The sequence below is a fragment of the Flavobacterium sp. WC2421 genome (assembly GCF_040822115.1).
GTDB lineage: Bacteria > Bacteroidota > Bacteroidia > Flavobacteriales > Flavobacteriaceae > Flavobacterium.
In genome coordinates, this window is sequence record NZ_CP162004.1 from 3,260,967 (window position 1) to 3,283,278 (window position 22,312).

Here is a 22,312-nt window from a genome sequence, read left to right on the forward strand (position 1 = left end):
TTTTTATCTACCCCCCATAAATGTGTTCACAATAATATCCGAAAAAAAGTAAATCATACACAAAGAAAGCAATACTGAAAGTGCAAATGTACTTAGTGCTAGTTTTTTTAATTCAGGATCTAATAACTTTGGGTCTTGGTTTTTATAAACGTTAATTAAATGTTTTGTTAAAGGTATGTATGCCAGTAGGAATAAGTATTGGTCAAATTGAAAGCTATTGAGTAAAGCAAAAATCAAGACTAAAGCCATTGAAAAAAGAATTAAAAAGTAATGGTATAATTTTGCTTTTTTACCTCCAATTTGTACAACCAGCGTATTCTTCCCTACTTTTTTATCAGATTCTTCATCCCGCATATTGTTTAAATTCAACACTCCTACGCTTAAAAAACCTATTGCCATTGCTGGTAAAAAAAGTTCTACATCAATTTGTTTTGAATATAAAAAGTTCACGCCCAAAGTACTTACTAATCCGAAAAAGATAAATACAAATACATCTCCAAAACCACGATATCCGTATGCTTTACTTCCTACTGTATAACGTATCGCCGATGCAATTGCTAAAATTCCCAGTACTAAATAGAAAAAAGAATAGAACAGGTTTGTATCACCAAAAGCAAAATAAATTAGTAACATCGCTGAAAGCAACGTAAGTCCCGAAGTAATGATTATAGCTCGTTTCATGGCTTGTGGTGAAATTACTCCACTTTGTATGGCACGTTTTGGTCCCACACGATCTTCATTGTCGGTTCCTTTCATTCCATCGCCATAATCATTGGCAAAATTAGATAAGATTTGTAATCCAAGTGTAGTTAGTATTGCAAAACCAAAGAGTCTCCAATTAAAAACTTCAGTTGGGGTAAGTATATTATCTGTTGGGTTAGCCAAGGCGTACATACTTCCCACAATTATTCCTGATACCGATAAAGGCAACGTGCGCAAACGGGCCGCTTCAATCCAATGTTTCATTTTATATATTTAGTTTAATGTTTAAAGTTTAATCGTTTAAAGCGTTTTAAATAACTTTAAACATTAAACCTGAAGCTATTTTTATGGTAACCATTTTTTTTCAAAATTAGGTTTTCTTTTTTCCAAAAAGGCATTTCTTCCTTCTTTGGCTTCTTCAGTCATATACGCTAATCGAGTAGCTTCGCCAGCAAAAACTTGTTGCCCTACCATACCATCATCGGTAAGATTCATGGCAAATTTTAGCATTTTTATTGCCATTGGCGATTTTCCTAAAATTTCCTGCGCCCATTCGTAAGCCGTATCTTCCAATTCAGCATGAGGAATTACAGCATTCACCATTCCCATATCCATTGCATCTTGAGCAGAATAATTGCGTCCTAAGAAGAAAATTTCACGGGCTTTCTTTTGTCCCACCATTTTAGCCAAATATGCCGACCCGTATCCTCCATCAAAACTCGTTACATCAGCATCTGTTTGTTTGAAAATAGCGTGTTCTTTACTAGCTAAAGTTAAATCACAAACTACATGCAAACTATGTCCTCCTCCTACGGCCCAACCGGGAATTACAGCGATAACTACTTTTGGCATGAAACGAATCAAGCGTTGTACTTCTAAAATATTCAAACGATGTTGCCCATCTTCACCAACATATCCTTGATGCCCGCGTGCATTTTGATCTCCTCCACTACAAAAAGAGTACACACCATCTTTAGATGATGGCCCTTCAGCTGATAGCAAAACTACACCTATCGAAGTATCTTCTTGTGCATCATAAAAGGCATTGTATAGTTCTGAAGTAGTTTTAGGACGGAATGCATTGCGTACATCTGGCCTATTAAAAGCAATTCGTGCAACACCATTGCATTTTTTATAGGTTATATCTTCATATTCTTTTACAGTAATCCAATTCATTATAATTGTTTTAATTATTATAGTGTAAAAATAAATCATTTTTTAGACTTTTAGCAATTGTATGGGAGTCTATATGTAAGTAAAATTTTATCTAGTATCCATTTTAAGAAAAAAAAATCAACTAATCTTTAAATTTAACAATCCCTAAAAAAAATATTTATTATCTTTAAACATTACTAATCAACATTGTATGATTTTTTTGAGACCTGATTGGTAAAATTAGTTCACTGATTTATTAATTAAAAAAAAAGAATAATTTGAATTCAATTCATTTTTTTGTCACTCCTTTTTCCTTGGTAGTAAGTTATAAAAATATTTCTAAAGCTAAGATTAATGAGTATAAAGGTATAAGCATTTGCCCTAAAGTAAATAATAAAGAGTAACACCTACGGTTAAAATAAAATTTCTATTTGATTGCAAAAATAAGTTTAGCATTTAGCATAATTATTATTTTCGAGAAAACTGATCTTTCAATATATATACAAAACCAATGGCTTTAACGTGAAATTAATTCTTAACTCAAAAAGCATCTATTTGTGCACTTAACGACAATCCATTTTATAAAGTAATTTGCGCTTAATTCGATATTTTTAAAATAGTATTAGCATACTATTCCTTCTAAAAGTGAATAAATCTACTTTAAAGAATGACAATACATTTATTTTATTGTTGTCTTGCATTTTTATAATCCAAACCAACATAAAAGAAGAAAGACTAACCGGTATGATTAGTCTTTCTTTTTTTATGTATTAAATTGTATTTAATTATTCTTTAACCAAATAAATTCCGTCTTCTTTTATTTCAATTAATTTCTCTCTATATAAAGCACCTATCGCCTTCTTGAAAGTTTTTTTACTCATTTTCAATACCGTCTTGATATCTTCTGGATGCGAATTATCGGTCAAGCGTAAAAAACCTCTACTCGCTCTTAACTCATCTAGTATTTTATCCGCATTAGGTTCAATACTTTGATAGCCTTGAATTTGTAGTGCTACATCAATTTTATTGTCAGGACGAATGTTTTTTATGTATCCTCGCATACGATCTCCTGTACGAATAGCATCATCATAAACCTCATCTTTATACAACAACCCTTTATGGCGCTCATTAATAATAACGTTAATTCCTAATTCAGTAATGTGTGAAACAATCAAGTCGACTTCTTCTCCTTTTTCAATAGTCAATTCGTCATTTTTTAAGAATTGATTGGTTTTACTTGAAGCTACTAAACGATTCGTTTTTTCATCCATATAAAGATAAACCAAGTAACGTTTTCCTTTTTCCATAGGACGCGCTTGCTCTTTAAATGGAACCAAAATATCTTTTTCCATTCCCCAATCCATAAAAGCACCTATCTGATTGACATAATTTACACGTAAAAGTGCAAATTCATTCAATAAAATATATGGTTCTAATGTAGTAGCAACAGGGCGTTCTTCATGATCTAAATAAACAAAAACAATAAGTTCTTCTCCTATTTCAAATTCATTTGGCACATATTTATTAGGTAAAAGCACATCGTGAATTCCCTCTGGATCAGTTTGAGGACTACCCAAAAATAAACCAACTTGGGTATCACGAAGTATTGTAAGCGTATTGTATTTTCCTATTTCAATCATTTTATTCAATTTTCTAAGGCGCAAAGGTACGAAGTTTGAAGATGGGATAGCAAAAAATTACTTCACAAAAAAAGCGCCTCTAAGGCGCTTTTACATTTTTATATCAATTTACTAATTGTAAACACTTTCTTTTTTAAAATGAACTGCTAATAAATAATAAACTACTGCTCTGTATTTATTTGCATTTGAGCGACCATACTTTTCAATAACTGCATCAATTCCGGCATCTAAATCCGGACCATCTTTAAGACCTAATTTTTTGATTAAAAAGTTATTCTTCACTGTATCCAATTCTGATTGTTGACTTCCTGCAACAGTTGAAGAGTCTTTATTATAGATTGAAGGCCCACAACCAATAGTTACTTTTGTCAATAAATCCATATCTGGATTAACTCCGCATTTGTCTTTTAAATCCGCGGCATACTTTACAATTAAATCTTCTCTTGCACTCATAAATAATAGTTTACATTTTTTGTTAATATTCGAATAGACTCAAATTTAAAAAATAAATCTTTATAAACCCATTTAAAGACAAAGAAAAAAGTGATTTTACATTAAAATAAACTCCCATTAAACTAATTCCTTAAAATATTGAAGTAAAATTCGATCATTATCTAAAGTTGGAGTGAAAATCTCTAAAATAGACGGTTTTTCATTCTGCTCGTATAAATTACTTAAACTATTTTTTAACGAAGTTTCATCACTGGCGATACTATATTCAAATCCATACATTTTAGCCAAATGTTCAGCAGTAAGACAATGCGATGTTTCAAAAAAGGTATTAAAAACGGGAGTTTCCTCATGTCCAGGTAAAATTCTAAAAATTCCCCCTCCACCATTATTAATCAAAATTATCTTAAAATCCTTAGGAATATAATTATTCCACAACCCATTACTATCATATAAAAAACTAATATCTCCGGTAATAAAGGTAGTTTGTTTTTTATTGGCAACAGCCGCACCAATAGCCGTAGAAGTACTTCCATCGATTCCACTTGTTCCTCGATTGCAATACACTTCAATCGAAGGATCAATATCGATTAATTGTGCATATCGAATGGCAGAGCTATTACTGATTTGTAATTGGCTGTTTTTAGGTAAACTAGGAATTACGGTTTCGAAAACTTTAAAATCTGAAAAAGGAATTTTAGCTAAATAAAGATTGCTTTTTTGCTTTCGCAAAAGGGTAACTTTTTCTGTTTTTTCAAAATAATCACTGACAACTATTTTGGTAAGTGGTAAAAACGCATCAAAAAACACATTGGTATCTGCTTCAAAATGCTCCGTTAAAACACCAAAAGTATCGTAAGCCCTTAACGGATCAATATGCCAATGGTGTTTTGGTTTGTATTTACGTAGAAAGGCTTTAATGCGTTTGGACACAATCATTCCTCCAAAAGTTACTAAAATATCTGGACAAAATTCTTCAAAATCTTCATTTGAGAATGGTGTAATAATAGTATCAATATTGTTGATAAAAGAGGGATGATGCAGATTGGAAGTGGTTTCTGTTAAAACAACTACCGAATTGTCATTGGCCAAAGCCTCTACTGTTCTCTCGTTCAAAACGTTTGGATCATTGACACCTACCAAAACCATTTTCCGATGAGAATTGTTCCAAATAGTTGCGAATTTTGCTAAATCATCATTAGAAATCGTCTGGGTTTCATTTGCGGAAGCAAAAACATTGACAGCAACTGAAAGTTCAGAAACCGTTTCGTATAAGGGTTCTTCAAAAGGAGCATTAATATGAACTGGACCTTTTTTATCTATTGCAGTATTTATTGCCGCATTTATTTTTTGATCGTTTTCAGTCGAGGGTCCTTCTTGTAAATTAGCATTATAAACGGAATGATTTTGGAATACATTTTCTTGACGAATCGTTTGTCCGTCGCCGATATCAATCTTACTCTGTGGACGATCAGCCGAAATTACAATCAATGGAATCTGACTGTAAAAAGCTTCCGCAAAAGCAGGGTAATAATTCAACAATGCGGATCCCGAGGTACAAACCAGGGCTACTGGTTGCTTCGTTTGTTGCGCTATCCCTAGTGCAAAAAAAGCCGCGGAACGTTCATCGGCAATACTATAACATTTAAAAGCTGAATTACTAGCAAAACCAATTGTCAACGGGGCGTTACGAGAACCTGGAGATATAACTATTGTGGTGATTCCTTTGCCCAAACAAGTTTGAATGATACTTTGAGCTAAAGGTATTTTGGGGTAAATCATTAAAATTTAGTTTAAAGTTCGAGGTTCAAAAAACAATAAATTGTTTAAATCCTCAATAACAGCAAAGTTACAAACTTGCGTTCTCTTTTTAGTTCGTTTTAGTTGATTTTTATTAATTTTGACAACAAATAATTACTCTATGAAAATCAAGTTAAGAGCTTATAAAACAGAAGACACACAAGCGATATTAGATATCATCAATTATAATATTCTGAATTCAACCGCTTTGTATGATTATAACCTCCGAAATTATGATCAACAAAAAGCCATTTTAGAAGACAAAATAGCGAAAAACTTCCCTGTTATTGTAGCGGAATTGAATGGTGTAGTCACTGGTTTTGGGATGTATAGCGAGTTTCGATTTCGCGAAGCATATAAATTCACTGTAGAGCATTCTGTGTATGTGAATAATGACTTCCATGGTCAAGGAATTGGAAAAATATTGCTTCAGGAATTAATCGAACTGGCTAAAAAACAAGGTTTACACACTATGATTGCCGTTATTGATGCCGAAAATCAAAGTAGCGTAGACTTTCACGAAAAATTTGGTTTCAAAACAGTAGGAATAATAAAAGAATCAGGATTTAAATTTGACCGTTGGTTACATTCTGTTTTTATGCAGTTGATTTTAGAATAAAAAAAAAGCTAATTCACTATTTGGATATCCAAATAGTGAATTAGCTTTAACTCTATTTTTTTTATTATTAGGCTTTAATCCAATTGATAACAGAAGCATCTGTTGGTAACGTTTTTGGAGAAATTACTTTTTCAAGTTCCCCTTTTTCATTTATTAGATATTTTTGAAAATTCCATTCTACATCAGAATCCTGCAATCCATTTTTAGATTTTTGTGTCAAAAACTGATACATAGCACACATATCATCACCTTTTACGGATACTTTGTCCATCATAGGAAAAGTTACTCCATAATTTAATTGGCAAAAAGAGGCAATTTCTTCATTTGTTCCTGGCTCTTGTGAAGCAAAATTATTTGCAGGAAAACCAACAATTACAAATCCTTTATCCTTGTATTCTTTATAAATAGCTTCCAAGTCTTTGTACTGTGGTGTCAATCCACATTTTGAAGCCGTATTTACAATCATTACCTTTTTTCCTTTCAAAGAGGCAAAATCAAAAGTATTTCCTGATAAATCTTCTACCTTAAACTGGTAAATGTTTTGTTTTTCCATAGCCATTTCGGTTTTGTTTTTATCTGCTTTTTTGCTTTGAGCTTCATTTTTGCAACTAAAAAGTAATAGTGCTGAACAAGCTATAAATAATAGGTTTTTCATATTTAAATTTTTTATAAAAATAAACAAATTGTATTTAGAATAGTTCGTATTAACTTTTTATTAATAATGAACAACTGTTAAAAAAAACCTAGTGCCAAACAAAAAAACACTAGGTTTTCCAACCAAAAACAAACTATCACTTTTATTATTATTAGAATGCATAAGTAATCTTTCCTTTCATATAAAACGGTGTTCCAGGGGTAAAGTGAATTTCTTCTACACTATTGGGCTCGTTTTGTAATCTTGATTCTGTTGCAAACTGTGTTTCGTTCCATTTTGAATTCAATATATTCTCAATAGACACCCCAAAAGTCACCTTGCTATAGGTATAGTTTATATTGAAATCTGCTATAGCATATCCTTTTGCCACTATAGAATTATCTTCATTGGCAGGGCGACTTTTTAAATAACGATACCTCACTCCTCCCGAAAATCCGTTCCATTTTTGAAAACTCAATCCACCAGTAGAGGTGAAATCTGGAGCCAATGGAATGTAATCTTGACCTTTCGGCTCATCAATACTTCGAGCATAAGTATAATTTGCATCAGCATCAAAATACAAATAGTCATTTAGCTGATAACGCAAACCTAAATCGACTCCCATGCGTTTTGATTTCCCGCTTGGTTCAATGATTCCAGCATCACCCACATAAACAAATTCTTGTTCTAAATACAAATACCACAAAGCAGAATTCACAATTAGTTTAGGAAATGGTTTCCAAATGGTACCAATATCAGTACCAATAGCTGTTGGTAGAATTTCTTTTCCATTATTTTGAACCACAACGCGTGTATCATTAGAATGAAAACCAATACCCGATTTTACAAAAAACTGCAAATCATTATTTTGAGAATAGATAAAATTCAACTTTGGCGAAATTTTCACTTCCGTTTCTAACTGTGTTTTATAAATTGCAGCTAATTTATCTTGGTAATTGAATTTAAAATAGTCTAAACGTACGGCTGGATTGATTAGCAGTTTTCCGAATTTAATTTCTGAATTTAAATACGTAAACCCATTTGCTTCATCAATATCACCTAATTTTATTCTTTCTAATGTTGTACTTCTATTTAAAGTATGTGACAATTCGGTATCCGTTGTTGCATCGGCACGAAAACCTACACCCAACTGAAACAATACATCCCAATCGCTACTTTTTAGTTTTTTGTTTAACTCTGCATTCATACCGTAAATATTTCTGTTTTCTTTTTGTCTAATTTGATCTCCATTGATAGGATCATCTAAGAAAAAAGTAAAGTTAGAATACAATTCAAATTCATACTTAGAATAAAAAGCATTTGCTTTCAAAAACGTATTTTCATCAATGGGTTTACTTAATGTCGCAATGATATTAGTTCTTGCCGTAGTTCCGCCCTCCGTATCATCAACTGATCCAAATCTAGAAATAGTACCGTTATCTACCAATCGTTGTGGTATTTGGCCACTAGCATCCCACTTACTGGAAAAACGGGAAGCAGAAATAGAAAATTTACTATTATCATCTAATATAGCTGAATATTTTCCTAACAGATTGACCCTATTAAAATTTTGGGGGGAATCAAATGGGCCATCTGTTAGAATATATTCAGTAGCTAGATAGGCGGATTGTTTTTTTTGTTTACCCAATAAGTTGAATAAACCTACTGTTCTTAGTGTATTAAACTGGCCCGCTTCGACACTGATGCTACTTTTGTCTAATTTTTCTTTAGTTTGGAAGGCAACGTATCCTGCGGTTGCAAAATCCCCTTTGTCCGCATAATACGTGCCTTTTCCAAAATCTATTTTTTCTACTGTTTCAGGAATCACAAAATGCAAATCGGCATAACCTTGCCCATGCGCATGCGAAACCATATTTACTGGCATACCATCTACCGAAATGGCAATATCAGTACCATGATCAATGTCAAAACCTCTCAAGAATATTTGTTCAGCCTTCCCTCCACCAGCATGTTGTCCTATGAATAATCCAGGTACTTTTCTAAGAATTTCTTGAGAAGAATTCACTGGAGTAGTTTGCAAATCTATTTTTGAAATAACATTCATCGCTGATAACTTTTGCTGAATAACAATTTCATTCAGTCTAAAAATATCATCTCCCAATACGATTCTAATTTCAGAGTTGGTAATGGTATAATTCTGTTTTTTATAACCCAATGCGCTAATCTTTAAGACATCTGCCAATACCGTTTTATCAATACTAAACATTCCTAATTCATTCGTATGTGCATGACTTTCTGAATTTGTATTTACTACATATGCGTTCTCTATTGGGTTACCAAATTCATCAACTATAGTTCCTTTTTGAACTTGACTGTGGGATACTAATCCAGTTATAGACAGTAGAAGTGCTAAAAAATATCTCATCTGTTTTATAATTGATTTACCTTTTTTTCAAAATTGGGTCCCAATTCATATATACTAGAAAGCAATTCATTTTTTATAGGAGCTACTTTTTGAGTGTCATTATTCGCTTTGTAAATCATAGCCAAATGGTATTGGACATTAGGTTCAAAAGATTTTCCTAGTACATGTTCTTTAGCAATTTCTAAAGCTTTTTCCTGCTGCCCCATGTTTAAATAAGACCAAGCCAATAAGTCATATGAATCTGGTGTAGGTCGATGATCTACTTCAATTTTTGCAATTTCTAATGCTTTTGCAGCATTTGCTTGATCGTCGGCATAAATTAAAGTATTGTACTTATTATACATTGCACCATAATTAGTAGCATTCAACATATCGAAATACGCTTTTTTATTTAGATCAGCTTCTTTTTTATCACCTTCAAATTGAGCAATTTGAGCTTTCAATAAAAAGAAATCTGGGGCATTATGTGTAATTTCAATAGCTTCCACAATTCTTTTTGCTTCGGTTGTATTTCTTTCATGAGAAAATACAATCCAAGCAATTCCTTTTAAAGCATAGGAATAATTGGGATCTATTGCTAATGTTTTTAAATAACTATCATATGATTCCTGGATCATTCCGGCATGACCGTAAAAATCTCCAAGATTTGAATAAGACCATATTTTTAGTGTTTTATTGTCTTCTTTTTCTGCTATATCTCTTGCTTTTTCCATGAAAGTAATAGCGGTTTTCAAATCGCCTTTATGGTCATTCCATTTCGCTAAGCGAATCAAATAATCATAATCATTCATGTCTTTTAAAGCATTCAAATTTGTTAATGCTTCAGGAAAATTCCCTAATTCCATTTGAACATCAAAAAGTAATTTTTGAGTTTCGTTACGTCCTTCACCAATGGCAAATGCTTTATTGGCCAAAACTAACGCTTCTTTAAAGCGATGTTGTGCAATATAATTTCTTCCTAAAGACCGTAAAGTTGAAACTTTTGAATAGTTATTTGCTTCATTTGATTGGATCAATAAATCTTCGGTTTTATATAAGTTTTTTATATCACCATTATATTCAAAAAGGGTAGCATATTTTGATGCAATTACATCTAAAAATGTTTTTTGATTTGGTGCTACATCATATTTAGATTGCCAAAATTCAATTTCTTTATTTGCAAAATCTATTGATTCATTTCCTGTAATATGCAAGTATTTATTGTAGTCAGCGGCTTTTGTAATTTGAGTTGTTTTATTATCGCAAGCAAAAATAAAAAGGATTGTAAAAACAAAAATGGGGATTAATTTATACGTTTTCATAATCTATTGTTTGTTATTCATTATTAAAAAAAACAGAGTACTTAATTTATAAAAGCACTCTGTTTTTTTGTTTTCTATTACCAAGCAGCTGCTAAGTAAGGGAATGAAGCTGTAAATGGTTTATCATTTGCATCCACGTGATCAGAAGTAAGTCCAGAGTTAGCTGCACCATTTGTACCTCCAAAGATCAATATCAATTCTACATCAATAACGTCATCAGCCAATGCTCTACCTGTTAAAACATTTGTTCCATCGAAGAACGTAGTTTTACCAGTAGTTTTTACGTTTAAAACATCTGTTGCTAGTACTCCAGTAAATTGAGCAGCTGTTAAACCTAATGCATTAGTTGTAAATGCAGGGTTTAAAGCCATTAATCTAGATTGAAAAATAGATTGGTATTTTGCTCCCATTGCAGAAGGAATGGCTGCATTAAAATCGTCTTTAGGTTGACCTGAAGCGATAAAAACAGTATTTATTGCTGGTCTAGCCATTTGATCTTGTTGTACATATGTTCCTGAGAAGTCGGCACTTGCCATAGGATCATTATTATCGTCTTTGTTACAGCTTACTGTAGCTACTGCACATACAAGTGCAAAAGTTATGATTTTGAATTTATTTGATTTCATAATTTTCAATTTTTAAAATAAAATTTATTATTGTTTTTTCTTAGTTTCTGCCCATACATTTAAAGTACTTGCTGTACCTAACATTGCTTTTGGAACCTCAACAACTACTGAAAGTACATTAGATCCTGCAAAAGTATCTGTACCTGGATTGTTGAATCCTGAAGCTGTCCCTCCAAGGATTGCTTGAAATTGACCTAAGTCAAAAAAGAATGGATCGTCTCTTGGTCCAGCGAAAAATTTCATTCCGTTTTCTGTTGAAGTTACAGCTGAAGCTCCGTATTTAGAAATTGCTACACTTCCAGAAGCTGCACTTGTTTTAATCGTACTAGATGTACCAGTTGTTGTAGGTGCATATGGTCCGAAGAAATACATTTTATCTCCTTTTCTAATTGCTTGTATTACTAAGTCTTCTACATTATCACCTGTATTATCGATATTAATTTCAATCATTACATTTTCATTAAAGGAAGCAGCTGCTGTAGCATTCGGACTTAATAATCCTTGTGTGTTAACTGCAAAAACTAAATTACTAGTTTCTTGTCCTTGAAAAGTGTATACGTCTGTAATGTCTGCTGCATTACCTGTTACTGATGGAGCATCTACGTGATCCGCTGCTACTAGAATTAGACCTGAAATCGCAATTAGCGACAGACCCAATATCATTTTTGTTTTTTTCATTTTGTTATAATTTAAAAGGTTATAAAAGCATTTACGGGAATGTTTCCGATTTGGTTTTAAAATAATTAAAAAAAACTTAATTTTTTAATCAACTTATTGTAAATCAGTATTTTACAATATTAAAAAAAACACAAAATTTTTAAATCCCATTTTTTTTAAATTAGATATTGAATTATTTAATTTAAATCTGAATAAGTTTGTATAAGTTTGTAATAGTTAAACTTATACATTATGACCCAAGAAGATTTATTAGTATTGATTTACAAAAAAGACGAAAGAGCATTTACACATCTATATGATATGTATTCAAAAAGTTTATTTTCTGTCATTAATGTTTTAGTTAGAAATAGAGAAGAGGCCGAAGACGTTCTTCAAGAAGTCTTTGTCAAAATATGGAAAAACATTGATTCCTATAATGAAAGCAAAGGCCGATTTTATACTTGGATTCTAAATATTGCCAGAAATACTTCTATAGATAAACTAAGATCTAAAAATTTTAACAATAGCCAAAAAAACCTTTCTTCAGATAATTTCGTAAATCTATTAGACGACAGTAACAAACTCGTTAATAAGGTGGATACAATAGGGATTCAAGAATTTGTAAAAAGATTGAAACCCAAATGTATTCAAATAATAGATTTACTGTTTTTTAAAGGATATACTCAACAAGAAGCTTCGGAAGAGTTAAATATCCCTTTAGGAACGGTAAAAACACACAATCGAAATTGTATAAATGATTTAAGAACTTATTTGAAAGTATAATGGAAAATAAAGAATATATAGACTCCGGTATTTTAGAACTTTACGTGTATGGTCTTCTTAGTGAAACCGAAAGTGAAGCCATTGCCACTAAGGCAAAAAACGACAATGAAATTAATGATGAAATCATCGCAATTGAAAAGTCAATTGTAGCATTATCATCTAGCTTCTCCCCTTTTCATTCGGTCGCAAATTATGAAAAAATTAAAGCCAAACTCGAATTAAAACATGCTAAAGTAATCGAATTGGAACCAACTAGAAATTGGTCACAATATATTGGTTGGGCTGCAGCTATACTCGTAATGGTAGGTGTAGGTTACCAGTACAATCAATTAAACCTGACTAATAATCAAGTCGTTAAAACTGAAGTGGAAAAAGTAAAAATGGAGAAAGAACTTCAAACATTAGAACTTCAAAATAAAGCTACTGAAACTAGTTTAGCTGTAGTAAGAGATGTGAAAAATACGGTAGTAGCACTTGGTGGTCAAGCGGTTGCACCAGAGTCGTCTGCCAAAGTATATTGGAATAAAGAGACACAAGTGGTTTATGTAGATGCTGCTGGATTACCAGAACCTCCAAAAGGAATGGTGTATCAAGTTTGGGCATTAAAACTAAATCCTTTAACTCCTACAAGTATTGGATTACTTGATAATTTTGATAAAAACAACCAACGTATTTTTGCTGTAAACAGTACTGGTGATGCTGAAGCTTTTGGAATTACGCTGGAGCCTGCCGGAGGAAGCTTGACTCCTACAATGGAACAATTATACACGTTAGGAAAAGTATAATTATTATAAAATTTCAATTCATAAAAAAGCCAGACTTTCTATTTAAAGTCTGGCTTTTTCCATCTTATCAACTTCTTTTTTTAGATGCATTAAAAAACCTAAAAAGACCTCAAATAACATAACTGTTAAATGAAAAGCATTACAATCTAAAGTATGTTATATTTGCATTTTTAAATACTACATGAACTACACCTTACTTTCCTCCCCTTTACAAGGATTTACCGATTTTCGTTTTAGAAACGCACAAAACAAGATTTTTGGTGGAATTGACACTTATTATGCTCCTTATATCCGTTTAAATGGAAAACTAGTTATAAAATCCTCTTATCAGCGTGATTTATTGCCAGAGAACAATTCCGAATTAGAAGTTATTCCACAAATCATAACTAATGATGCCGATGAGTTTTTGTTTGTTTCAAAGTATGTTCAGGAACTAGGCTATAAAGAACTAAACTGGAATTTAGGTTGCCCCTACCCAATGGTTACTAAATGTGGTATGGGATCAGGTTTAATTAGTAACACCGAAAAAATCGAACAGATTTTGCATAAAGTGCAAAACGAATCAGACATTATTGTTTCGATGAAAATGCGCTTAGGCTATGATACTACAGAGGAAATCCTGGATGTATTGCCAATTTTAGAAAAGTACGCAGTAAAAAATGTGGCTATACATGCACGATTAGGGAAACAATTGTACAAAGGTGGAGTACATTTAGATGCTTTTCAAACTTGCGTAGATCAAAGCAAGGTGAAACTGTATTACAATGGAGACATTACATCCGTAACTAAATTCCATGAAATGCAAGAGCGCTTCCCATCTATTGACCATTGGATGATTGGAAGAGGTTTAATAGCCGATCCCTTTTTACCTAGCATGATTAAAAATAACACCACCGAATATCCAAAAAATAAAATGGAGCTATTTAGTGAATTTCATGAAACATTGTATCAAGGATATAGTGAATCGTTATCTGGTTCCACGCATATTCTATTGAAAATGCATCACTTATGGGAATACTTCTCTGTTATTTTTTCTAATCCACACAAAGTGCATAAGAAAATCAAAAAAGCGAAAAGCATCCGGAATTATGAAGCGGCTGTTAAGGAGGTTATAAAAGAGGGCTAAATAATGTACTAAACATGAGTTATGCAATTTTTATATAATTATAATTTGCAGTAAATTTTAAACCACAGCTACAGGCCATACCTTATTTTAAAATGGTTAAAATTTTGAGCAACCTCTGCTGGAGTCAAAACTCTATTATGAGCTTGGAAATTCCCAATAGCACCGTCCCACTGATATCCACCGGTAGTACCTCCGATATATAAGTTAGTATTAGCCGAGGCATTTTTATAAACGGCAGTTCCATAAAGCACTCCGTCATAATACACTTTTGCTGTATTAGACACAGCATCGTTAACCACCACATAATTATGCCAATTACCATTTGCTGAAGTTGCAGGTATATTTCCAAAAGGATTATTGGAGCTATCCCAGGTATTCCAACTCAGAACGTTGCCACTGAAAAATAAATCTGGACCAGCACCATCATTTCCAGCGTTAAACAACATTTTATTTGAATTAGTATTAGTTGATTTTGCCCAAACTGAAAATGTACATGAAGCTGTTTTTGTAAGTGGTGCATTTACATAAGTATTGGAACCATTAAACACTAGTTTACCACCATCAGAAGAATTATAAACAGGGTTATTTATTAATATCCCATTATTTCCCAAACCACTTAAATCCGTCCAAGTCGTTCCAGAACCAGGATAACTGGCGGTATTGCCAGCATCTAAATGCATAACCAAGTCAGTTGTTAAATCGTACGTTTTTGATTGTATAGTGAGCCCATTTTTATCAACCCCAAAATTACCACCTATAGCTCCATTTTTATTTACATAATTAGTTTTAGAGGTCGTTAGCTCCCCATTTTTAGTTAAAACTGAAATATTATTTACCGTCAAAATAGATGTGATACTTCCACTACAATAGGTTCCATCAAGATCTTGAGTAGCTGTTATTGTTGTACTCCCAGCGGAAATAATATTTATTGTTGTTCCGCTTACTGTAGCTACTGATAAATTACTACTAGTATAAGTAAAGGCTCCAGAACTATTACTAGTTGGCTGATAAACAGTATATTTACCATCAAAATATGTCTTATTAACAGCATTAAAATTACTAAGAGCAGGCGATAAACAGCTAATAATAGTTACTGAAATTGCTTTTCTTGTACTTTCACAACTACTAACCGTTTGAGTTACATAATAAGTCGCTGATGTTAAAGTAGTATTTGCTTGCAAAGGACTTCCTCCTGTATCAGCTAAGTACCATTTAATATTTGTACCTGTTGCAACCAAATCTGCAACCGTAGCTGGAGAATTATGATTTTGATCGCTTGCTATAGGCTCTGATGGTGGGGTGCAAGGAGTAGTTCTAGAGTACGAAAATCCACCTCCATTTCCGGAGTCAGTCCATGAAAGAAATTTTAATTCTAAAAAAATATTTTCAGCTATTAAATGAACCACATACGTTTTATTTACACTAGTAGGAGGAGAATAATTAACAGCTTGTTGCCAAGTTCTATAAGTTAAGTTTGCATAGTTTGACAATAAACCCTCTGCCCATTCCGTATTTGAAGGAGAACTTCCTCCGAACCTACTTTCTGCAGCGATATTAAATAAGCCTTGGTCATCTGCTCTAGTAATCTTTACCGTATTAGTTAGAACATCCTGATTTTGAACTAGGTTATAATTAGCATAGTCAGCCTTACTAAACGTTATTATATTTCCATTCCAAATTATAGGATTTGTAGTAATTTTGATTGCTCCTGATGGATTACTTACCAAAACAGTATTATTACCAGAGATAACGACGTAGTAATAATTAGTACCTAAATCAGTACTATCAGGGGTATAAGAATTATTTGTAGCTCCAGTAATTAGTGTTCCACCAGTATTGGTTTTACTTACGTTTTTATACCATTGATAAGTAATACTACTTCCTGTTGCTACAACACTTAAACTATTTACAGTATTATTTTGAATTACTGTTTGATTACTAGTTGAAGGCTGACTAGTAATTTCAATACCAACTCGTACATATCCAGAAACATTGCTAGAACAGGTAATTGTTGCTGTGGAAATAATTGCATAGTAGTATAAAGTTCCCTCATTAGTGGCACTTGGTGTATAATTGTTATTTGTTTCTCCAGAAAGTAATGTTCCTCCTGAATTAGATTTTATATTATTACTATACCATTGATATGTTGCTGTAGGATCATTAGATAAAACACTTAAAGTAGTAGGAGACCCCCCCAACACAACTGACTGGTTATTTGAGTTAGGTTGGGTATCTAATAAGCAAATACTGTAGTAATTACCTTGATTGTTTTCAATTTTTTGACGTGGGTTAGCTAATACTGCCGCAAATAATATTAACTCACTAACATTTCCATTGTAAAATACTTGTCCACCACTAAAAGTTTGATTTGCCCCTATTGCTACCGATGTCACAGCAGAAGAAGTTCCAGTGTTAAGATTTACAGTGCCATCACTGGCACTATTGGCATATAAATTCATTTGCCCATTTATACTATTTCTGGTCCAGGAATGTATCCTTATAACATTATCGTTTACTGCGGCATTTCCTCCTAATGACTTATCAGAGGGACCGTTTCCTGCAGTGAATTTATTATTGTAAATACCGTACGCGAAGTCAGTAGTACCGCCAGGTTGTTCAGAACCAAAGATACCGTTCATATTATACCAACTTCCGCCACCGCCACTTCGTGTGTTTAAACTCGAGGCTTTATAAACAAGACAACCTGTTAAATCATTATTAAACGTAGTGGATGTTACGACTAAAAATTGCGAACCTGAAAAAATAATACTAGGTAATCCATTCGCTCTTTCAATAACTCCTGCAGTAATAATTTTTGGTTGATTTAGGAGTATATTTTGAACTGCATTTTTACCATTACCACTTTGATCATACCATATAGTTACAAAACCATCATTAGCTCCTACAAAGGCCAATAATGAAGCTGTATCTAAATCTCCATTACCCTCAAAACTTATACCTTGAGTAGCGTTATCGTTACTACGACGAACTTGAATGGCATCGCCAACGTAGGAGGAACTTAATTTCCGTAAACTATAGGCTACAGCAGCTGGTGTTGTGTTGTCTAAACCTAAAACATCTAAAGAATTTTGAGCATATCCTTGAGAAATGACAAAAATCAAAAAAAAGTAAAATATTTTTTTATAAAACTTCATAGTGTAACTATTTTATTAGTGCTGTATTAATAAAAATAATCAAACTGAATTCTATCACTTACGGATAATGAATATCCACCATTATTAGTTGGATTATACGTTAATGTACCAGTTGACAAGGAATAAGCTGTATTACTAATTCTAATTCCATTCACATACATCTTTACTATACTATTTAATGATGGAACTTGAGTCAAAGTAAAACTAGTTTGACTAGCTGTTGCCGAAAATTCATCTGCAACTTCTCGAACAGGAGTTGCTGCCAAAGAGACAGAACCATCAGCCATTAAATATTGTGATGATGTACCTCCTGATTTTATATAAGAAGCCGCGGTTAGGTCTCCGCTAGTATTTAAATCTGAATCAAATGTCTTAGTTCCAGATATTGTTTGGGTAGTTGTCAGGTCCACAAAATTTTGACTTGACGACCCCGTTCCTCCATTAGCAATTGCAACTATTCCTGTTACATTAGTAGCATTATCACTGCTTGTGAGGTAAACATTAGTATCAGTACTTCCATCTGCTTTTAAAAATTGGGAAGAAGTTCCTCCATCCATTATAAAAGAAGTTGCAGTTACCGAACTAGTGAATCGGCCATCACCTTCAACATCTAATTGATACAATGGGGTATAGTTTGCTCCTATACCAAATCTTCCATTATTATCAATTGTTAATCTTCTACAACAACCGCCCTGAACCAATGTAACTCCAGATCCAAACGGTGCAAAATCCCATAAACTAGATCCCATTAAAGTTAATGACGAAACTTTAAAATTAGATGAAAAGTCTCCCGTTGTACCGCTTAAAGAACCACTTAAGGCTCCACCGGTCAAGGGTAAAAAATTACTACCAGAAGTGGTAATTGCACTTGTTACATATTCAGTTGTTGCTATTTGTGCCGAATTAGTTGAAGATGCAGCTGTTGGAGCAAATGGAGTTCCCGTAAAGGTTGGTGAATCCAAATCAGCTTTCAATAAATCAGCATTGATACGATTTGTAGTTTCTGTAGCCAAATTGGTCTCGATAGCAGATTCAGAGGCTAAGGCTCTACTGCTTTCGTCTGCGATTGCTGTAGTATTTGCCGTTTCAGCGGTTGTTGCTCTTGTGCTTTCGTCTGAGATTGCTGTAGCATTTGCCGTTTCAGCTGTTGTTGCTCTGGTACTTTCGTCTGAAATTGCTGTAGCATTTGCCGTTTCAGCCGTTGTTGCTCTGGTACTTTCGTCTGAAATAGCTGTCGAATTCGCCGTTTCGGCTGTTGTTGCTCTAGTAATTTCGTCTGTGATCGCCGTAGCGTTTGCAGTTTCTGCTGTTGTTGCTCTAGTACTTTCGGCTGTAATGGATGTAGCGTTCGCCGTTTCAGCGGTTGTTGCTCTAGTGCTTTCGTTTGAAATACCTATAGCATTTGCGGTTTCGGCTGTCGTTGCTCTGGTACTTTCATCTGAAATTGCGGTAGCGTTCGCCGTTTCAGCTGTTGTTGCTCTAGTGCTTTCATCTAAAATAGCTGTGGCATTCGTCGTTTCGGCTGTCGTTGCTCTAGTGCTTTCGTCTAAAATGGATGTAGCATTTGCCGTTTCAGCTGTTGTTGCTCTAGTGCTTTCGTCTAAAATGGCTGTGGCATTTGCGGTTTCGGCTGTCGTTGCTCTGGTACTTTCGTATGCGATTGCTGTAGTATTTGCCGTTTCAACTGTTGTTGCTCTAGTACTTTCATCTGAGATTGCTACGGCGTTTGCCGTTTCGGCTGTCGTTGCTCTGGTACTTTCATCCAAAATGGCTGTAGCGTTCGCCGTTTCTGCCGTTGTTGCTCTTGTGCTTTCGTCTGAAATTGCTGTAGCGTTCGCCGTTTCAGCTGTTGTTGCTCTTGTGCTTTCGTCTGAAATTGCTGTAACATTCGCCGTTTCAGCCGTTGTTGCTCTGGTACTTTCGTCTGAAATAGCTGTCGCATTTGCGGTTTCTGCCGTTGTTGCTCTAGTACTTTCGTCTAAAATGGCTGTAGCGTTTGCCGTTTCAGCTGTTGTTGCTCTAGTACTTTCATCTAAAATGGCTGTAGCGTTTGCCGTTTCTGCTGTTGTTGCTCTAGTATTTTCATCTGAAATGGCTGTAGCGTTCGCTGTTTCAGTGGTTGTTGCTCTAGTGCTTTCGTCTGAGATTGCTGTAGCATTTGCCATTTCAGCTGTTGTTGCTCTTGTGCTTTCGTCTGAAATTGCTGTAGCGTTTGCCATTTCAGCGATCGTTGCTCTAGTACTTTCGTCTGAAATGGCTGTAGCGTTTGCCGTTTCAGCTGTTGTTGCTCTAGTACTTTCGTCTGATATTGCTGTAGCATTTGCGGTTTCAGCGGTAGTAGCTCTGGTACTTTCGTCTGAAATAGCTGTAGCGTTTGCCATTTCAGCGGTCGTTGCTCTGGTACTTTCGTCTGAAATGGCTGAAGCATTTGCCGTTTCAGCGGTTGTTGCTCTTGTACTTTCATCTAAAATAGCTGTGGCATTAAATGTTTCAGCTGTTGTTGCTCTAGTGCTTTCGTCTAAAATGGATGTAGCATTTGCCGTTTCGGCTGTTGTTGCTCTAGTACTTTCGTCTAAAATGGCTGTAACATTTGCCGTTTCAGCCGTTGTTGCTCTGGTACTTTCGTCTGAAATAGCTGTCGCATTTGCGGTTTCTGCCGTTGTTGCTCTAGTACTTTCATCCAAAATGGCTGTAGCATTTGCCGTTTCAGCGGTTGTTGCTCTAGTTGTTTCTGAACTAATTGCAGTAGCATTTGCCGTTTCAGCTGTTGTTGCTCTAGTACTTTCGTCTGAAATAGCTGTAGCATTTGCGGTTTCGGCTGTCGTTGCTCTGGTATTTTCATCTGAAATTGCGGTAGCATTTGCCATTTCAGCTGTTGTTGCTCTAGTACTTTCGTCTGAAATAGCTGTAGCATTTGCGGTTTCGGCTGTCGTTGCTCTGGTACTTTCGTATGCGATTGCTGTAGTATTTGCCGTTTCAACTGTAGTTGCTCTAGTACTTTCATCTGAGATTGCTGTAGCGTTTGCCGTTTCAGCGGTTGTTGCTCTGGTGCTTTCATCTGAAATTGCTGTAGCGTTTGCCGTTTCTGCTGTTGTTGCTCTAGTTGTTTCTAAACTAATTGCAGTAGCATTTGCCGTTTCAGCTATAGTTGCTCTAGTTGTTTCTGAACTAATGGCTGTGGCATTTGCTGTTTCGGCAGTTGTTGCTCTTATTACTTCTACAGCTAAAGCTAGTGAAGCAGAACTTGAACTAGCATCAACATATGTTTTAACTGATTTTACACTTGGGTACTTTGTATCTGATGCCCCATCAGTAGTAACATCTAAACTTTTATTAACTAAATCTTCTTTTAATAAATCTGCATTTGTACGACTAGTAACCTCTGTAGAAAGCACCGTAGCGTTTGCCATTTCGGCTGTCGTCGCTCTGGTGCTTTCATCTAAAATGGCTGTAGCGTTTGCAGTTTCTGCAGTTGTTGCTCTGGTACTTTCGTCTGAAATGGATGTAGCGTTTGCAGTTTCAGCTGTTCTTGCTCTGGTACTTTCGTCTGAAATGGCTGTAGCGTTTGCCGTTTCAGCGGTCGTTGCTCTAGTGCTTTCGTCTGTAATGGCTGTAGCATTCGCCGTTTCCGCTGTTGTTGCTCTGGTGCTTTCGTCTGAAATGGCTGTAGCATTTACTGTTTCTGCTGTTGTGGCTCTGGTACTTTCATTTGAAATTGCCGTAGCATTTGCCGTTTCAGCGGTCGTTGCTCTAATTACTTCTGCCGCTAAGGCTACTGAAGTAGAATTTGAACTATTATCAATATATGTTTTAACTGATTTTACGCTTGGGTACTTTGTATCTGATGCCCCATCAAAAGCAACATCAATGCTTTTATTAACTAAACTTTCTTTTCCATTTAAAGAAGATAGTGTTAAACTACTTATTGGTTTATCTAAATCGCTGGTATTGTCAACATTTTCAATTTCAAAATTAGTTTTAACACCATAAACCGTAGTCGCATTTGTTCCACCATTTTCAATAGAAACAATACCTGTGACGTTTTCAGCATTTTGAGACGAAAAAGCAAATGGAACGTAGTTAAACGGCTGGTTGCTAATCTCTGTATAACTAGAACAATTCCCATCTGTACCTATTCCAACAACTAAACTTTTATTTGATGAGTTCCAAACCACTGCTTTGAAAGAATCGGCATAGCCACCTGTTTGTATACCCGAACCAATAATTAAGTTAACCATTCCAAATAGATCGGTTGTGGTTTGAACTGTTTCCTGGTATTCAATATTTGAAAATTCATCAATGAATTTAAAAACCATACAAATATCTTTTTCAACTAAAGGCAGGTTGGGATTGATTACCCCAGAAGATTGGTTAGCCTGAGTATTCATTATTACGGCTTGGTATGTAATTCCATTAGTTTGTGCAAAATTTTTAGTTGCAACAAAAAACAGTAATAGTATAATTATTTTTTTCATGATGAAATGAATTAATAT

At 34.3% G+C, this 22,312-nt stretch carries 14 protein-coding genes and 1 pseudogene; 4 read left to right on the forward strand and 11 right to left on the reverse strand.

Annotated elements, in window-relative coordinates; all coding sequences use genetic code 11:
• Positions 1-3: 3 nt before the first annotated feature.
• The 5 genes from menA to menD form a co-directional block, all read right to left on the reverse strand.
• On the reverse strand, positions 4-966 hold the full coding sequence (menA, locus tag AB3G33_RS13910; RefSeq protein ID WP_367770584.1) for a 1,4-dihydroxy-2-naphthoate octaprenyltransferase: 963 nt from the start codon (positions 964-966) through the stop codon (positions 4-6).
• A gap of 81 nt (positions 967-1,047) precedes the next feature.
• On the reverse strand, positions 1,048-1,878 hold the full coding sequence (locus AB3G33_RS13915; RefSeq protein ID WP_367770587.1) for a 1,4-dihydroxy-2-naphthoyl-CoA synthase: 831 nt from the start codon (positions 1,876-1,878) through the stop codon (positions 1,048-1,050).
• 764 nt (positions 1,879-2,642) lie between these two features.
• Complete coding sequence (locus AB3G33_RS13920) at positions 2,643-3,497, reverse strand: S1 RNA-binding domain-containing protein (RefSeq protein WP_367770590.1); 855 nt, start codon at positions 3,495-3,497, stop codon at positions 2,643-2,645.
• Between the two features lie 111 nt (positions 3,498-3,608).
• Complete coding sequence (locus AB3G33_RS13925) at positions 3,609-3,950, reverse strand: DUF2853 family protein (protein ID WP_367770592.1); 342 nt, start codon at positions 3,948-3,950, stop codon at positions 3,609-3,611.
• Between the two features lie 117 nt (positions 3,951-4,067).
• Positions 4,068-5,729, reverse strand: a complete 1,662-nt coding sequence (gene menD, locus AB3G33_RS13930) for a 2-succinyl-5-enolpyruvyl-6-hydroxy-3-cyclohexene-1-carboxylic-acid synthase (RefSeq protein ID WP_367770595.1) — start codon at positions 5,727-5,729, stop codon at positions 4,068-4,070.
• 139 nt (positions 5,730-5,868) lie between these two features.
• On the opposite strand from menD, the gene AB3G33_RS13935 reads away from it, so the two are divergent.
• Positions 5,869-6,366, forward strand: coding sequence for an N-acetyltransferase family protein (locus AB3G33_RS13935; protein ID WP_367770597.1), 498 nt, complete (start codon positions 5,869-5,871; stop codon positions 6,364-6,366).
• A gap of 67 nt (positions 6,367-6,433) precedes the next feature.
• On the opposite strand, the gene AB3G33_RS13940 is transcribed toward AB3G33_RS13935, so the two are convergent.
• The 4 genes and pseudogenes from AB3G33_RS13940 to AB3G33_RS13955 all read right to left on the reverse strand — a co-directional run bounded on the left by AB3G33_RS13940 (position 6,434) and on the right by AB3G33_RS13955 (position 11,991).
• Positions 6,434-7,021, reverse strand: coding sequence for a glutathione peroxidase (locus AB3G33_RS13940; protein WP_367770599.1), 588 nt, complete (start codon positions 7,019-7,021; stop codon positions 6,434-6,436).
• A 151-nt stretch (positions 7,022-7,172) separates the two neighbouring features.
• Entirely contained in the window at positions 7,173-9,386 is a 2,214-nt protein-coding gene (locus AB3G33_RS13945) for a TonB-dependent receptor (RefSeq protein WP_367770602.1), read from the reverse strand.
• Between the two features lie 5 nt (positions 9,387-9,391).
• The gene (locus AB3G33_RS13950) at positions 9,392-10,687 is read right to left on the reverse strand and encodes a tetratricopeptide repeat protein (protein WP_367770605.1); all 1,296 of its coding nucleotides are present in this window, start codon (positions 10,685-10,687) and stop codon (positions 9,392-9,394) included.
• A 77-nt stretch (positions 10,688-10,764) separates the two neighbouring features.
• Positions 10,765-11,991: pseudogene (locus AB3G33_RS13955) on the reverse strand (DUF4331 family protein).
• Between the two features lie 231 nt (positions 11,992-12,222).
• Between AB3G33_RS13955 and AB3G33_RS13960 the strand changes: the two are divergent.
• The 3 genes from AB3G33_RS13960 to AB3G33_RS13970 all read left to right on the forward strand — a co-directional run bounded on the left by AB3G33_RS13960 (position 12,223) and on the right by AB3G33_RS13970 (position 14,664).
• Positions 12,223-12,753, forward strand: a complete 531-nt coding sequence (locus AB3G33_RS13960) for an RNA polymerase sigma factor (RefSeq protein WP_367770607.1) — start codon at positions 12,223-12,225, stop codon at positions 12,751-12,753.
• A complete protein-coding gene (locus AB3G33_RS13965) occupies positions 12,753-13,538 on the forward strand; it encodes an anti-sigma factor (RefSeq protein ID WP_367770610.1) in 786 nt (261 codons plus the stop codon). The genes AB3G33_RS13960 and AB3G33_RS13965 overlap by 1 nt, the downstream gene beginning before the upstream one ends.
• 181 nt (positions 13,539-13,719) lie before the next feature.
• Entirely contained in the window at positions 13,720-14,664 is a 945-nt protein-coding gene (locus AB3G33_RS13970; protein WP_367770613.1) for a tRNA dihydrouridine synthase, read from the forward strand.
• A gap of 68 nt (positions 14,665-14,732) precedes the next feature.
• Here the strand turns inward: AB3G33_RS13970 and AB3G33_RS13975 are convergent, their stop codons facing one another.
• A complete protein-coding gene (locus tag AB3G33_RS13975; protein WP_367770616.1) occupies positions 14,733-17,819 on the reverse strand; it encodes a LamG-like jellyroll fold domain-containing protein in 3,087 nt (1,028 codons plus the stop codon).
• A gap of 26 nt (positions 17,820-17,845) precedes the next feature.
• Positions 17,846-22,294 (reverse strand): hypothetical protein, encoded by a 4,449-nt coding sequence (locus tag AB3G33_RS13980; protein ID WP_367770619.1) that lies wholly within the window; start codon positions 22,292-22,294, stop codon positions 17,846-17,848.
• Between the last annotated feature and the right edge of the window lie 18 nt (positions 22,295-22,312).